Genomic DNA, 15410 nt, shown 5'->3' on the forward strand with positions numbered 1-15410 from the left:
TCGTCGGCCGTCGGCCGTCGGCAGGTCCAAAAGATCAGCCGCCCGCGGCCGCAGGCAGGAAATCCGCCGTCGCAGCGGTCGACGCACATCCGCCGCGCTCAGCCCAGGGCCTTCACCAGCGCTGCGGTCAGCTCGGGGCGGTCGACCCGCTCGATTCGTACGGAGTCGCAGCCCACCCACTCCGCGGCCTCCCGGAGCGCCTGCGCCATCGACTCCACGGTCTTCGGTGTCTCCAGGGAAACCTGGCGGGCCACGAGTGTCGTGCCCTCGCGCGCCGGGTCGACGCGGCCCATCAGCTTCCCGCCCGCCAGCAGAGGCATCGCGAAGTACCCATGGACCCGCTTCGGTTTGGGGACGTACGCCTCGAGCCGGTGGGTGAAACCGAAGATCCGCTCGGTGCGCGCCCGCTCCCAGATGAGCGAGTCGAACGGTGAGAGCAGGGTCGTCCGATGCCGACCGCGCGGCGTCGACGCGAGAGCCTCCGGAGCCGCCCAGGCCGGCTTCGCCCATCCCTCGACGGAGACCGGCACCAGCCCGGAGTCCGCGACCACCGCGTCGAACTGCTCGCCCTTGAGGCGGTGGTAGTCGGCGATGTCCGCGCGCGTGCCCACGCCGAGCGACTGGCCGGCGAGGCGGACGAGACGACGCAGACACTCGGTGTCGTCCAGAGCGTCGTGCAGGAGGGCATCCGGAATGGCGCGCTCCGCAAGGTCGTACACCCGCTTCCAGCTGCGCCGCTCGGTGCACACCACCTCGCCGTACATCAGCGCGCGCTCGACGGCGACCTTGGAAGCCGACCAGTCCCACCACTCGCCACCGTTGTTGGCGCCGCCCAGGCCGGTCGCGGTGAGCGGCCCTTCGGCGCGCAGCCGCTTGATCACCGCGTCGTAGGCGCCGTCCGGCAGCTCGTGGTACCACTGCGGGCGGGCGCGGTAGGCGCGGCGGCGGAAGGCGAAGTGCGGCCACTCCTCGACGGGCAGGATGCACGCCGCATGCGACCAGTACTCGAAGCTGTGACCGTCCGTCCAATAGGCGTCCTCGACCGCCTTGCGGCCGACGGCGCCCAACCTGGCGTACGGAATCAGCTCATGGGAACGCGCCAGCACCGAGATCGTGTCCAGCTGTACCGCGCCGAGGTGCCGCAGCACTCCCCGCACCCCGCCGCGCCGGTCAGGCGCGCCCAGGAACCCCTGGGCCCGCAGCGCGATGCGGCGGGCCTCGTCGGCGGAGAGTTCGAGTGTGGGCGGCGGCGTCGTCATGTCCCGCACGATAGAGGGCGCCGCTGACAGCCGGGCCGGAGCCGAGATCAGGAGCGGCTGGGCAGATACGGATGGTTGCCCTTCAGGCCCAGGTCGGAGGGGAGCAGCCCGCCCACCCACACGTCCCGCAGGGTGTCCTTGTTGAGCAGCGCCGCGCGCAGCTCCCCCTCGACGCGGAAGCCGACCTTTTCGGCGACCGCGCGCGAGGCGGTGTTGCCCACCTCGGCCCGCCATTCCATCCGGGTGGCGCCGAGCCTCATGAACGCCCAGTGCGACACGGCGGTCACGCTCTCCGCCATCACGCCGCGTCCCCGGTGCTCCTTGCCCGTCCAGAAGCCGATCTCCCACGTTCCCGAGAAGGTGCGCATCGTCACGGCGACCGAAGCCATCAGGGGCCCGCCCTCGCGCGGCAGGACGGCGAACGTGCACATGGTGCCGTTGCGCCAGCCGTCCGGAACGATGCGCTCGGTGAACTCGGTCGCGTGCTGCTCCTCGTACGGGGAGGGAACCGTCGTCCACCGCTGGATGTCGGGATCCTGGCAGGCCTGATGCACGGCCTTCGTGTCCTTCGGAGTGAAGGTCCGCAGCAGCAGGCGTTCGGTGGTGAGTGTGATCGGTTCCATGCCGGGATTCTGGTCAGACCGGCGAGCCGAAGCGAGCACTTTTGCCCGGTCTCCCGGCACCTTCGGCGCTTCCCGCGCGTTCACCTGGTGGCGGACAGCAGGCCTGAGCGGCGATGGACCTCCCGGCGCGGTGGGGTCCTCGCTTACGATGGCCGATGCGGTAGGGCCCACCTGCCGTGCCCGCGCCAGTGTCCATCACAGACCCAGTGCCAGGCCCGACCGGCAAGGAGACCAACCTCAGTGTCCGTCTTCAACAAGCTCATGCGTGCAGGCGAAGGCAAGATCCTGCGCAAACTGCACCGCATCGCGGACCAGGTCAACTCCATCGAAGAGGACTTCGTCAACCTCTCCGACGCCGAGTTGCGGTCGCTCACAGATGAGTACAAGCAGCGTTACGAAGACGGTGAGAGCCTGGACGACCTCATGCCCGAGGCGTTCGCGACCGTCCGCGAGGCCGCCAAGCGAGTGCTCGGCCAGCGCCACTACGACGTCCAGATGATGGGCGGCGCCGCGCTGCACCTCGGCTATGTCGCCGAGATGAAGACCGGTGAGGGCAAGACCCTCGTCGGCACGCTCCCCGCTTATCTGAACGCCCTGTCCGGCAAGGGTGTCCACATCATCACGGTCAACGACTACCTGGCCGAGCGCGACTCCGAGATGATGGGCCGGGTCCACAAGTTCCTGGGCCTGTCCGTCGGCTGCATCCTGGCCAACATGTCGCCGTCCCAGCGCCGTGAGATGTACAACTGCGACATCACGTACGGCACGAACAACGAGTTCGGCTTCGACTACCTGCGCGACAACATGGCGTGGTCCAAGGACGAGCTCGTCCAGCGCGGCCACAACTACGCCTGTGTCGACGAGGTCGACTCCATCCTCGTCGACGAGGCGCGTACGCCGCTGATCATCTCCGGCCCCGCCGACCAGGCCACGAAGTGGTACGGCGACTTCGCCAAGCTGGTCACCCGCCTGACCAAGGGCGAGGCGGGCAACCAGCTCAAGGGCATCGAGGAGACCGGCGACTACGAGGTCGACGAGAAGAAGCGCACGGTCGCCATCCACGAGGCCGGTGTCGCCAAGGTCGAGGACTGGCTCGGCATCGACAACCTCTACGAGTCGGTGAACACCCCCCTCGTCGGTTACCTGAACAACGCCATCAAGGCCAAGGAGCTGTTCAAGAAGGACAAGGACTACGTCGTCATCGACGGCGAAGTCATGATCGTCGACGAGCACACGGGCCGTATCCTCGCCGGCCGCCGCTACAACGAGGGCATGCACCAGGCGATCGAGGCGAAGGAAGGGGTGGACATCAAGGACGAGAACCAGACCCTTGCCACGATCACCCTGCAGAACTTCTTCCGCCTCTACGACAAGCTCTCCGGTATGACCGGTACGGCCATGACCGAGGCCGCCGAGTTCCACCAGATCTACAAGCTCGGCGTCGTCCCGATCCCGACGAACAGGCCGATGGTCCGGCTGGACCAGTCCGACCTGATCTACCGCACCGAGGTCGCCAAGTTCGCCGCCGTCGTCGACGACATCGCCGAGAAGCACGAGAAGGGCCAGCCGATCCTGGTCGGCACCACCTCGGTCGAGAAGTCCGAGTACCTCTCGCAGCAGCTCAGCAAGCGCGGTGTCCAGCACGAGGTGCTCAACGCCAAGCAGCACGACCGTGAGGCGACGATCGTCGCCCAGGCCGGCCGCAAGGGCGCCGTCACCGTCGCCACGAACATGGCCGGCCGCGGTACGGACATCAAGCTCGGCGGCAACCCGGACGACCTCGCGGAGGCGGAGCTCCGCCAGGCCGGTCTGGACCCGGTCGAGCACGTCGAGGAGTGGGCCGCGGCCCTGCCGACGGCGCTCGAGCGTGCGGAGGCGGCCGTCAAGGCCGAGCACGACGAGGTCAAGGAGCTCGGCGGCCTCTACGTGCTCGGCACGGAGCGGCACGAGTCGCGGCGTATCGACAACCAGCTGCGAGGCCGTTCCGGCCGACAGGGCGACCCCGGTGAGTCGCGCTTCTACCTCTCGCTCGGTGACGACCTGATGCGCCTGTTCAAGGCGCAGATGGTCGAGCGCGTGATGTCGATGGCGAACGTGCCCGACGACGTCCCGATCGAGAACAAGATGGTGACGCGCGCGATCGCCTCCGCGCAGTCCCAGGTCGAGCAGCAGAACTTCGAGACCCGTAAGAACGTCCTCAAGTACGACGAGGTGCTCAACCGGCAGCGCGAGGTCATCTACGGCGAGCGCCGCCGCGTCCTGGAGGGCGAGGACCTGCACGAGCAGGTGCGTCACTTCATGGACGACACGATCGACGCCTACATCCAGGCCGAGACCGTCGAGGGCTTCGCCGAGGAGTGGGACCTGGACCGGCTCTGGGGCGCGTTCAAGCAGCTCTACCCGGTGAAGGCGACCATCGAGGAGCTCGAGGAGGCGGTCGGCGACCGCGCCGGCATCACCGCCGAGTTCATCGCCGAGGCGATCAAGGAAGACATCCACGAGCAGTACGACGAGCGTGAGAAGCAGCTCGGCTCTGACATCATGCGCGAGCTCGAGCGGCGCGTGGTGCTGTCCGTCCTGGACCGCAAGTGGCGTGAGCACCTCTACGAGATGGACTACCTCCAGGAGGGCATCGGCCTGCGCGCGATGGCCCAGAAGGACCCCCTGGTCGAGTACCAACGCGAGGGCTTCGACATGTTCACCGCGATGATGGAGGGCATCAAGGAGGAGTCCGTCGGCTACCTGTTCAACCTGGAGGTCCAGGTCGAGCAGCAGGTCGAGGAGGTCCCCGTGCAGGACGCGGCCGCGAAGACTTCGCTGGCCAAGGAGGACGCGGTGCCGGCGGGCGCGGGGCGTCCCGAGATCCGTGCGAAGGGCCTCGAGGCGCCGCAGCGTCCCGACCGTCTGCACTTCTCCGCGCCGACGGTGGACGGCGAGGGTGGTGTCGTCGAGGGCGACTTCGAGACCGACGGCGGTCAGTCGGGGGGCGGACTGACGCGCGCTGAGCGCCGCAAGGCGGCGAAGAGCGGCGGGCGCCGCCGCAAGAAGTAACGGGCAGGTCGTACTCGCGCCGGGGCCGGACACCGATGGTGTCCGGCCCCGGCCGCGTTTCCCGTCCGGCCCGCCCCGCCGCCCCCGGAGAGCGGTGGCCGGCTCTGGGGGCGTCGTATTGCGCTGCGCACAGGGCCGTGGCGGGGCCGGAAACCCTGTGGCGCCGAGCCTCCGTGCCGCGTCCCGCCGGCGCGGGGCCGCGGTGGTCGAGTGGTTCGGAGCGCCCGGGTCGGCGCCCTCGTGTGGCCTTCAGGACCCTTCGGTTCAGGGACCGCAGCGTCGGGCGGGCCTGAGCGCCCGAGGCGGTGCGCCTGTGTGATCTTCGGCCCCGCGGGGTGCTGCGCTCCAGGTCCTCGGGCGGGCCTGAGCGCCTGTCGGGGCCCGCCCGTGTGATCTTCGGCCCCGGGCGGGCTACCCACTGGGCCCCCCTTCCGCTGCGGGGAGCGCACGCCTCGTGCGCTCCACAGGTCCGCCCGTCCCACGCCCCCTCCAGGGGCCCGTCCCGGTCCCGTTCCCGCCGCCCAACGCCGCCACGGTCCAAGCCCCGCCCGATGCGTGCTTCCCATGGGCTCCGGGCTCGACCCGGTCCTGGGCTCGCCCGATGCGTGCCCGACGGGCTGCATGGTCCTGCGCCTGCCCGTGCGCGCTCCATGGCCTCCGGGGCCCAGGCGAGCTCCCGTGCAGGAGTCTCCTGATGCGCCCCTCAGAGGCACGTCAGCGGCGTCTGCAGGGCTGCGGCGCCCCAGGCCCTGCCTCCCCGGTGTCGGGTGCCCGGCAGGGCGGCAGAGGGCCGGGCGCCGAAGGCCCCGAAGCCGGCACTCATCGGTCCGCGGCTACTTCGATCGCCGCGCAGCGCCAGCGGCGGTCTGCGCCCTGTTCGAGGCGGAAGGCCATCGCGCTGACCCGGTCGCCGGAGCCGATGCGGGCGAAGGCCTCGATGACGCCGGGGCCCGGGTGGAACTCGCCGCAGTGGCGGACCACCGGCATCACCCGTTCCTGCGGTCGCAGCGGGGCTCCCGGGGCGAGGTGGACGAGTTGTTCGTAGGCCTCGCCGATCGTGTGTCCGAGTATCCAGTGGACGGGCCGCTGGCCGCTGAGGACCGCCAGCAGGCGGTCGGCGAACCAGTAGTGCGGCAGATGCTGCCGCCGTGCTCGTGCCGCTGCCGCCGCCGCGACGGCCGGCCGTCGCTGGTCGCGTCGGCCTGCGGGCCGGGTCCTGTCCATGGAGATCGCCCCCGAGGTGCCGTGCCCGGTCGTGTACCGGGAGGTGGCTGTGGTCGGTGATCTTCTATGGGGTCGAGCGGTGCGTTGCAACGCGCGTCCCCTGCTGCCGGGCCGGGCCGGAAGAGTCACCTATCTGGGTGACGAGGGCCAGTAGGGGCTGGGAAGAAGAGCCGTCGACGGGGTGCGAGGTGGACGGCCGGCGGGGGAGGGAGTGCACCTCGATGGGGGACGTCGCACGTATCCTGTGGGCGTCCCGAAGACTACGAAAGCGGCCTGCCATGCGCGTGTACGTCCCCCTGACCCTCCCCGGTCTCGCAGCGGCGCACGAAGCGGGCGAGCTGGGTCCCGGTCCGCTGGCCGCGTATGCCGTCACGCCCGGCCTGCGTGAGTGGTACGTCTCCGACGACATCGAGGAGCTGGAGTACGCCGCGTTGAACCGCGCCGCCGCCGCGTCGCTGCGCCTGCTGGCCGGTGCCCCGGAGGCGGCCAGGCGGCGTGTGGTCGTGGCCGTCGACGTGGCGGACCAGGACGCGGTCGCGGATCCAGACAGTGTGCTCGACGCGGGCGCGCTCGGTGAGGTGCGGATCGCCTCCGCCGTGCCGCTGGGCAAGGCGGCGGCCGTCCACGTCGACGCCGACGACGCCGTGGACGACGTCTCCGCCGCGGTGGACGCGCTCGGCGCCGCCGACCACGGTGACGACGACGCGCAGTTCACGGTCGACGGAGCCGAGGACCACGAGCTGCTCTGGTTCGGCGTGCAGGAGATCCCGAACATCGTCGGCTGACCGCCCGCGCCCGGAGGATGACCGTCCGCGGTCGGCGTTGTCGTACCCCGCCTGTACGGTTTCCGGCATGGGGAAGACGGGGAACCGCAGCGCTCATCTGGTCTGGGACTGGAACGGCACGCTGCTCGACGACATCAGCACCGTGATCGCGGCGACGAACGCCGCCTTCGCGGAGATAGGCCTTGCGCAGATCACGCTCGAGCGCTACCGCGAGCTGTTCTGCGTGCCCGTCCCGCGGTTCTACGAGCGGCTCATGGGGCGCCTTCCCACGGACGACGAGTGGCTCGTCATGGACGCCGCGTTCCACAAGCACTACTGGGCACGGGCCGACGCGTGCGGTCTCGCGGCGGGGGCGGCCGAGCTGCTGGTGCGGCGGCAGCAGTCGGGGCTGACCCAGTCCCTGCTGTCGCTCGCCCCCCATGAGCATCTGATACCGATCGTGCGCCGCCACGGCATCGAGGAGCGGTTCGTCCGGGTCGACGGCCGGGTCGGCGCCTCGACGTCCGGCAAGGCGGAGCACATGGTGCGCCACCTTGCCGGTCTGGCGGGCGTGAGCGCCGAGCGGGTCGTCGTCATCGGTGACGCGGCGGACGACGCCGTCGCGGCGGCCCACGTCGGTGCGAAGGCGGTGCTCTTCACGGGGGGATCGCACAGCCGGGCGAGCCTGGAGTCGGTGGGAGTGCCGGTGGTGGACACACTGGAGGAGGCCGTCGAGGTGGCGGAGGAGCTCGTCGCCTGACGGCCCGTGAGTCCAGGTGACGCTCGCGGCCCGGCGCCGCAAGCGCTCCGCGCGCCCGGCATGATCAAAACGAGAGGCCCTGTACTCCAGCCGGACTCTTCATCAGCGCCGGTCAACAGCCTTGGGCGCGGAGAGTGCAGCGGGCTGGAATGGGAGTGGGACGGTCCTTGCCGGGCCGTCCCGCGAACGTGTGGCCGCGCCGCTTGACCTCTTCGCGATACCACTTGTCCCGGCCTGCGGTCGGCGGCGGCGCAAGGCGGCCGCGCGCTCGCGGTGTGTTTGGCCGACCCCAGCAGTCCCCAGCAGCCCAGACACACGGGCGTGACCGGCTGCGTCGCACGGGTGTAGCATCACCGGCCCTGTTCGACGCGGGAGCCACCGATCCGGACGGCCGGGGGGCGGAGACACGGAGAAGCGTGACGGAGGCGGCTGACGTGAGGGATGGCAGACGGAGTTCCGAGAGCTTCGAGCAGGAGGTATTGGAGGCGGCCCGGCTCCTGGGCCGGTACCGCGAGGCTGCCGCGCGGCGCAACCGCATCGCGATGGTCTTCCTGTGCGTGGCGGTGAGTCTGTCGGTATTCGCGGTCGGCGTGCTCCTCTTCTGATACTCCAGCAGCGTTTCGCTGTTCCTGCTGGTCAGGGGCCTGACTCTGAGTGCAGGGGGCCGGTGTTCCGTCGGGTGCCCGATCGCCCCACGAACGCCGCACACCCGCTGGACTTCTCACCGCCAGGCCGTTGGCCAGGGAAAATCACGAGACTAGGTCGCCGGTGCCGTCGCCCGCAGCACCTTGAGGAACTCCCGCATCCACGCCGGATGGTCCGGCCAGGCGCGCGAGGAGATCAGTGTGCCGTCCACAACCGCCTCCGTGTCCTGGAACGTCGCTCCCGCAGCCTGCATGTCCAGCTCAAGCGCGGGATAGGACGTCACCCGGCGCCCTTCCAGGCCGCCGGTCGCCGCCGTCAGCAGTGGTCCGTGGCAGATCTGGGCCACAGGCTTGTCGGAGTCGAAGAACGCCTTGAGAACCTTGCGCAGCTCGGGGTCGTTGCGCAGGTACTCGGGCGCGCGTCCGCCGGGGATCACGACGGCGGCGTACGATCCCGGGTCGACCTCCGAGAAGGCCAGGTCGGCCTGCCAGGTGTAGCCCGGCTTCTCCGTGTACGTGTCGAAGCCCGGCTCGAAGTCGTGCACGACGAACTGCAGCTTCTTGCGGGCGGGCGCCGCGATGTGCACCTCGTACCCCTCCTCCAGCAGCCGCTGGTAGGGGTAGAGGACCTCCAGGGACTCGGCGGCGTCCCCGGTGACGATGAGGATCTTCGTGGTCATGGCTGCTCCCGGTGTTGGTTGCCAACAGGGCCCTGTGTCGCTGTCCAGAGTGTCAAACTTCGGGCCCCGCTTTTGTACACATACGGCTCATGACGGGTCGGGGGTGCGGGGAGATAGCCTGGGGGCGTGATCAGCGCGATACGCCGTGGGGGCAGCGAAGCCCCCGGCCCTCGCCCGGAGCGCTACAGCGCCCGGGCTCTCGCTGACCCTTCCCGTCCGGCCGGCCAGACCGAATTGGCCGATATCGAATCGGACGACTCTCATCGCGGCATACCGTCGACTGCGAACGGACACCCCGTGTCGCGGCGATTCGTCGCATCTTTCACCTACGTCACGCAACGGCGCGCGACAGGAGCCAGAGGACATGCAGACCAAGCTGGACGAAGCCAAGGCCGAGCTGCTCGCACGGGCCGCCCGGGTAGCTGAGAACAGCCCGGCCGGGGGGCACCTTCCGACTGGGACCGAGCAGGGAAAGCGTCCCGACCGGGACACCCTCCTCACGTACCTCCAGCGCTACTACCTGCACACTGCTCCGGAAGATCTCACCGGCCGTGATCCGGTCGATGTCTTCGGTGCGGCACTTTCCCACTACCGGCTCGCCGAAAACCGCCCCCAGGGCACGGCGAACGTCCGGGTCCACACGCCGACCGTGGAGGAGAACGGGTGGACCTGCAGCCACTCCGTCGTGGAAGTCGTCACCGACGACATGCCCTTCCTCGTCGACTCGGTCACCAATGAGCTCTCCCGCCAGGGCCGTGGCATCCATGTCGTGATCCACCCGCAGGTCGTCGTCCGGCGCGACGTGACGGGCAGGCTCATCGAGGTGCTGCCCTCCGGGACGCACGCCAAGGACCTGCCGCACGACGCCCTCGTCGAGTCGTGGATCCATGTCGAGATGGACCGTGAGACCGACCGCGCCGACCTGAAGCAGATCACCGCCGATCTGCTGCGTGTCCTGTCCGACGTCCGCGAGGCCGTCGAGGACTGGGAGAAGATGCGCGACGCCGCGCTGCGCATCGCCGAGGACCTGCCGAACGAGCCCAAGGCCGACGACCTGCCCGACCAGGAGGTCGAGGAGGCGCGCGAACTGCTGCGCTGGCTCGCCGCCGACCACTTCACCTTCCTCGGCTACCGCGAGTACGAACTCACGGACTCGGACGCGCTGGCCGCCGTGCCCGGCACCGGTCTCGGAATACTGCGCTCCGACCCGCACCACAGCGAGGACGAGACCCACCCGGTCAGCCCGTCCTTCAGCCGGCTGCCCGCCGACGCCCGCGCCAAGGCCCGTGAGCACAAGCTGCTCGTCCTGACGAAGGCCAACAGCCGCGCGACCGTGCACCGCCCGAGCTACCTGGACTACATCGGCGTCAAGAAGTTCGACGCAGAGGGCAACGTCGTCGGCGAGCGCCGCTTCCTCGGCCTGTTCTCGTCCGCCGCGTACACCGAGTCCGTGCGCCGTGTGCCCGTCGTGCGCCGCAAGGTCGCCGAGGTGCTGCAGGGCGCCGGCTTCTCGCCCAACAGCCACGACGGCCGCGACCTGCTGCAGATCCTCGAGACGTACCCGCGCGACGAGCTGTTCCAGACCCCGGCCGACCAGCTGCGGTCGATCGTCACCAGCGTGCTGTACCTCCAGGAGCGCCGCCGGCTGCGGCTCTACCTGCGCCAGGACGAGTACGGGCGCTACTACTCCGCCCTCGTCTACCTGCCGCGCGACCGCTACACCACGGGTGTCCGGCTGCGCCTGATCGACATCCTCAAGGAGGAGCTCGGCGGTACCAGCGTCGACTTCACCGCCTGGAACACCGAGTCGATCCTCTCCCGTATCCACTTCGTGGTCCGGGTGCCGACCGGCACCGAGCTGCCGCACCTCACCGACGCCGACACCGAGCGGATCGAGGCCCGGCTGGTGGAGGCCGCCCGCTCCTGGGCGGACGGCTTCGGCGAGGCGCTGAACGCCGAGTTCGGCGAGGAGCGCGCCGCCGAGCTGCTGCGCCGCTATGCGGGCGCCTTCCCCGAGGGCTACAAGGCCGACCACTCGCCGCGCTCCGCCGTGGCCGACCTCGTACGCCTCGAGGAGCTGACCCACTCCGACAAGGACTTCGCCCTCTCGCTGTACGAGCCGGTCGGCGCGGGCCCCGGCGAGCGGCGTTTCAAGATCTACCGGACCGGAGAGCAGGTCTCCCTGTCCGCAGTGCTGCCCGTGCTGCAGCGGCTCGGCTGCGAGGTCGTCGACGAGCGTCCGTACGAGCTGCGCTGCGCGGACCGTACGCACGCCTGGATCTACGACTTCGGGATGCGTCTGCCGCGGACAAGCTCAGGCGGCGACTACCTCGCCGACGACGCCCGCGAGCGCTTCCAGGACGCCTTCGCCGCCGTATGGACGGGCGAGGCGGAGAACGACGGCTTCAACTCGCTGGTCCTCGGCGCCGGGCTCAACTGGCGTGAGGCGATGGTGCTGCGCGCCTACGCGAAGTACCTGCGCCAGGCCGGTTCGACCTTCAGCCAGGACTACATGGAGGACACCCTCCGCAACAACGTCCACACCACCCGGCTGCTTGTCTCCCTCTTCGAGGCCCGGATGTCGCCGGACCGCCAGCGGGCGGGCACCGAGCTGATCGACGGCCTGCTCGAGGAGGTCGACGGCGCGCTCGACCAGGTCGCGAGCCTCGACGAGGACCGTATCCTGCGTTCCTTCCTCACGGTCATCAAGGCCACTCTGCGCACCAACTTCTTCCAGAGCGCCGATGCGGGAAGCGGCAAGCAGGGCCGGGAGGCGGCGGCCGCCACGCACGGCTACGTGTCGATGAAGTTCGATCCGCGGGCCATCCCGGACCTGCCCGCGCCGCGCCCGGCGTACGAGATCTGGGTGTACTCGCCGCGGGTCGAGGGCGTCCACCTGCGCTTCGGCAAGGTCGCGCGCGGCGGCCTGCGCTGGTCCGACCGGCGTGAGGACTTCCGTACGGAGATCCTCGGCCTGGTCAAGGCGCAGATGGTCAAGAACACCGTGATTGTGCCCGTCGGCGCGAAGGGCGGGTTCGTCGCCAAGCAGCTCCCGGACCCGTCCGTGGACCGCGACGCCTGGCTGGCCGAGGGCATCGCCTGCTACAAGACCTTCATCTCGGCGCTGCTCGACATCACCGACAACATGGTCGCGGGCGAGGTCGTCCCGCCGGCGCAGGTGGTCCGCCACGACGAGGACGACACGTACCTCGTCGTCGCCGCCGACAAGGGCACCGCGTCCTTCTCCGACATCGCCAACGAGGTCGCGCTCGCCTACAACTTCTGGCTCGGCGACGCGTTCGCATCCGGAGGCTCGGCCGGCTACGACCACAAGGGCATGGGCATCACCGCCCGCGGTGCGTGGGAGTCGGTCAAGCGGCACTTCCGCGAGCTCGGCCACGACACCCAGACCGAGGACTTCACCGTCGTCGGCGTCGGTGACATGTCCGGCGACGTGTTCGGCAACGGCATGCTGCTCAGCGAGCACATCCGGCTCGTCGCCGCCTTCGACCACCGGCACATCTTCATCGACCCGGACCCGGACGCGGCCATCGGATACGCCGAGCGCCGCCGGCTCTTCGAGCTGTCCCGCTCCTCCTGGGCCGACTACAACAAGGATCTGCTGTCGCACGGCGGCGGAATCCACCAGCGCAGTGCCAAGTCGATCCCGGTCAACGCGGCGATGCGCGAAGCCCTCGGCATCGAGCCCGGCGTCACCAAGATGACCCCGGCCGATCTGATGCAGACGATCCTCAAGGCACCGGTCGACCTGCTGTGGAACGGCGGCATCGGTACGTACGTCAAGGCATCCACCGAGTCGAACGCCGACGTCGGAGACAAGGCCAACGACGCCATCCGCGTGAACGGCGAGGACCTGCGCGTCCGTGTCGTCGGCGAGGGCGGCAACCTGGGCTGCACCCAGTTGGGCCGTATCGAGTTCGACCGCCACGGCGGGAAGATCAACACCGACGCCATCGACAACAGCGCCGGTGTGGACACGTCCGACCACGAGGTCAACATCAAGATCCTGCTCAACGGCCTCGTCGCGGACGGTGACATGACCGTCAAGCAGCGCAACCAGCTGCTCGCACAGATGACCGACGAGGTCGGCGCGCTCGTGCTGCGCAACAACTACGCGCAGAACACCGCGCTCGCCAACGCCGTCGCCCAGTCGCCCTCCCTGCTCCACGCCCACCAGCGCTTCATCCGGCGTCTCGAGCGTGACGGACATCTGAACCGGGCGCTCGAGTTCCTGCCGACCGACCGCCAGATCCGCGAACTGCTGGGCCATGGCAAGGGCCTGAGCCAGCCCGAACTGGCCGTTCTTCTCGCCTACACGAAGATCACGGTGGCGGAGGACCTGATCGGGACCGACCTGCCGGACGACCCGTATCTGCGCCGGCTGCTGCACGCGTACTTCCCCAAGCCGCTGCGCGAGAAGTTCGGCGACGCGATCGACGCGCACGCGCTGCGCCGCGAGATCGTGACGACGGTGCTCGTCAACGACACGGTGAACGCCGGTGGTTCCACGTTCCTGCACCGGCTGCGGGAGGAGACCGGGGCATCGATCGAGGAGATCGTGCGGGCGCAGACCGCGGCGCGTGAGATCTTCGGGCTCAGCGCGGTGTGGGACGCGGTCGAGGCGCTCGACAACAAGGTCGCCGCGGACATCCAGACCCGTGTCCGGCTGCACTCGCGCCGCCTCGTCGAGCGGGGCACGCGCTGGCTGCTGGGCAACCGGCCGCAGCCGCTGGAGCTCGGGGAGACCATCGAGTTCTTCGCCGACCGCGTGGAGCAGGTGTGGTCGGCGCTGCCGAAGATGCTGCGCGGCGCGGACCTGGAGTGGTATCAGGGCATCCTCGACGAGCTCACCGGGGCGGGCGTCCCTGAGGGCCTCGCGCTGCGGGTGGCCGGGTTCTCCTCCGCGTTCCCGACCCTCGACATCGTCGCCATCTCGGACCGTAGCGGCCAGGACCCGCTGGCGGTCGCCGAGGTGTACTACGACCTCGCGGACCGGCTCTCCATCACGCAGCTGATGGACCGGATCATCGAACTGCCGCGGGCCGACCGCTGGCAGTCGATGGCCCGCGCCTCCATCCGCGAGGACCTGTACGCGGCGCACGCGGCGCTGACGGCGGACGTGCTGACCGTGGGCAACGGGACCTCGACGCCGCAGGAGCGGTTCGAGGCCTGGGAGCACAAGAACGCGGCGATCCTGGGCCGGGCGCGGACGACGCTGGACGAGATCCACAGCTCGGACACGTTCGATCTGGCGAACCTGTCGGTGGCGATGCGGACGATGCGGCAGCTGCTGCGTACGCACAGCTGACGGGCTGTGCCTTTGGCACGGGGACCGGGCCGCGCATCCATGCGCGGCCCGGCCCCCGTGTTCTCTCTCACGCCGTGTCGCGGCAGACCCGTCAGGGCTTGTCGCGGAGGCGGGGGAACCAGCCTGTGGTGCGGGGGTCCGTTCGGCTGCGGCCCGATGCCTTCGCCGCCGCCCGTCCGATGGCCGTCACCGACGACGTGAGCCGCTTCGGCAGCCAGCAGGTGAAGTCGGCTGCCCCGCACATGTCGGCCACCTCCGACGCCGACGGGCGGTCCTCCGGGCGGGGCGCGAGGGTGGCGGTGAGAAGCCGGCGCAGGGCCGGTGGGTGGGCGGACAGGTCCGGGGGCTCACGGTCGGTGCCGGCGATGCGGGTCGCGACGACGAGGCCGCCGCCCTCCCCGTACGGATGGCGTCCCGTGGCGGCTTCCGCGGCGACCAGACCGAGCGTGAACACGTCGGACGCCGGGGTGAGTTGCCTGCCGAGGGCGTGCTCGGGCGACATGTACTTCGGCGTGCCGACCATGCGGCCGACGGTGGTCAGCACGGACGTACCGTCGGCGGCGCGTGCGATGCCGAAGTCGAGCAGCCAGGGCCCCTCGGCGGTCAGCAGGATGTTGCCCGGCTTCACGTCGCGGTGGATGAGGCCGGCGGTGTGCACGGCGTCCAGCGCGCGGGCCGCGCCCGCAGTCAGCAGCAGGACGCACGCGGGCGGCAGCGGCCCGAAGGTGCCGAGTGCCTCGTCGAGCGGCAGTCCCGGCAGGTAGAGGGTCGCGAGCCACGGCCGTTCGGCTTCCGCGTCGTGGTCGACGACCCGCACCAGGTGGGGGCCGTGGACCCGTTGTGCGGCTTCGACCTCGCGGGCGAACCGTCGGCGGAAGTTCTCGCTCTGCGCGTGCTCGCGGCGGATCAGTTTCAGGGCGACGGGCAGCGCGCCGGCATCGCGGGTGCGGGTGAGGAAGACGGTGCCCATGCCGCCCTCGCCGATCCGTGCCTCGAGCGGGTATCCGGCGATCTCGCGCGGATCGTCGTCCCGCAGTGGTTCAGGCCCTCGACTGCCCACCACCCACCCCCACCAT

10 protein-coding genes are annotated in these 15410 nt (G+C 70.1%); 5 read left to right on the forward strand and 5 right to left on the reverse strand.

The annotated features are described in order from the left end of the window. Positions 1-98 precede the first annotated feature (98 nt). A complete protein-coding gene (locus ACZ4SA_RS32595) occupies positions 99-1259 on the reverse strand; it encodes a winged helix-turn-helix domain-containing protein (RefSeq protein ID WP_468281519.1) in 1161 nt (386 codons plus the stop codon). A gap of 47 nt (positions 1260-1306) precedes the next feature. After that, positions 1307-1882, reverse strand: coding sequence for a GNAT family N-acetyltransferase (locus tag ACZ4SA_RS32600; protein ID WP_468281520.1), 576 nt, complete (start codon positions 1880-1882; stop codon positions 1307-1309). 240 nt (positions 1883-2122) lie between these two features. On the opposite strand from ACZ4SA_RS32600, the gene secA reads away from it, so the two are divergent. Next, complete coding sequence (gene secA, locus ACZ4SA_RS32605) at positions 2123-4933, forward strand: preprotein translocase subunit SecA (protein ID WP_468281521.1); 2811 nt, start codon at positions 2123-2125, stop codon at positions 4931-4933. Positions 4934-5752: 819 nt separating this feature from the next. On the opposite strand, the gene ACZ4SA_RS32610 is transcribed toward secA, so the two are convergent. Beyond that, on the reverse strand, positions 5753-6157 hold the full coding sequence (locus tag ACZ4SA_RS32610) for an Rv3235 family protein (protein ID WP_468281522.1): 405 nt from the start codon (positions 6155-6157) through the stop codon (positions 5753-5755). A gap of 278 nt (positions 6158-6435) precedes the next feature. On the opposite strand from ACZ4SA_RS32610, the gene ACZ4SA_RS32615 reads away from it, so the two are divergent. The 3 genes from ACZ4SA_RS32615 to ACZ4SA_RS32625 all read left to right on the forward strand — a co-directional run bounded on the left by ACZ4SA_RS32615 (position 6436) and on the right by ACZ4SA_RS32625 (position 8286). Then, a complete protein-coding gene (locus ACZ4SA_RS32615; RefSeq protein WP_468281523.1) occupies positions 6436-6942 on the forward strand; it encodes a DUF6912 family protein in 507 nt (168 codons plus the stop codon). Positions 6943-7009: 67 nt separating this feature from the next. Further along, positions 7010-7681 (forward strand): HAD family hydrolase, encoded by a 672-nt coding sequence (locus ACZ4SA_RS32620; protein ID WP_468281524.1) that lies wholly within the window; start codon positions 7010-7012, stop codon positions 7679-7681. Positions 7682-8115: 434 nt separating this feature from the next. After that, positions 8116-8286, forward strand: coding sequence for a hypothetical protein (locus ACZ4SA_RS32625; RefSeq protein WP_468281525.1), 171 nt, complete (start codon positions 8116-8118; stop codon positions 8284-8286). Between the two features lie 152 nt (positions 8287-8438). Here the strand turns inward: ACZ4SA_RS32625 and ACZ4SA_RS32630 are convergent, their stop codons facing one another. Beyond that, on the reverse strand, positions 8439-9005 hold the full coding sequence (locus ACZ4SA_RS32630) for a DJ-1/PfpI family protein (RefSeq protein WP_468281526.1): 567 nt from the start codon (positions 9003-9005) through the stop codon (positions 8439-8441). Between the two features lie 364 nt (positions 9006-9369). On the opposite strand from ACZ4SA_RS32630, the gene ACZ4SA_RS32635 reads away from it, so the two are divergent. After that, a complete protein-coding gene (locus ACZ4SA_RS32635; protein WP_468281527.1) occupies positions 9370-14334 on the forward strand; it encodes an NAD-glutamate dehydrogenase in 4965 nt (1654 codons plus the stop codon). Positions 14335-14425: 91 nt separating this feature from the next. On the opposite strand, the gene ACZ4SA_RS32640 is transcribed toward ACZ4SA_RS32635, so the two are convergent. Beyond that, positions 14426-15397, reverse strand: coding sequence for a serine/threonine-protein kinase (locus tag ACZ4SA_RS32640; protein ID WP_468281528.1), 972 nt, complete (start codon positions 15395-15397; stop codon positions 14426-14428). Positions 15398-15410: the final 13 nt, after the last annotated feature.

Source organism: Streptomyces sp. NPDC027962, from assembly GCF_055566095.1.